Origin of the sequence: Salmonella sp. NW1250 (assembly GCF_051812965.1) — a bacterium.
Lineage (GTDB): Bacteria > Pseudomonadota > Gammaproteobacteria > Enterobacterales > Enterobacteriaceae > Salmonella > Salmonella enterica.
In genome coordinates this window covers 1-362 of sequence record NZ_JAMNDD010000056.1, presented here as the reverse complement: position 1 = coordinate 362, position 362 = coordinate 1, and the positions used below count along the sequence as shown (strand labels likewise).

The 362-nt window shown below is 62.7% G+C and carries 1 pseudogene; it reads left to right on the top strand.

What is annotated here, in order from left to right:
• A pseudogene (locus tag NBA72_RS24230) lies at positions 1-362 on the top strand (sodium-extruding oxaloacetate decarboxylase subunit alpha); the annotation flags it as partial.

The window sequence follows — 362 nt, the reverse complement described above, 5'->3', positions numbered from 1 at the left end:
CTCGGCTTTATCCCGCTGGTGACCCCCACCTCGCAGATTGTCGGCACCCAGGCGGTGCTCAACGTCCTGACCGGCGAACGCTACAAAACCATTGCCAAAGAAACGGCGGGCATTCTGAAAGGCGAATACGGCCACACCCCGGTGCCGGTGAACGCGGCACTGCAGGCCCGCGTGCTGGAAGGGGCAGCCCCGGTGACCTGCCGTCCGGCGGATTTACTCAAACCGGAACTGGCTGAACTGGAAGCGGACGTCAGGCGCCAGGCGCAGGAGAAGGGCATCCAGCTTGCGGGAAACGCCATTGACGACGTCCTCACCGTGGCGCTGTTCCCGCAGATTGGTCTCAAATTCCTTGAGAATCGCCA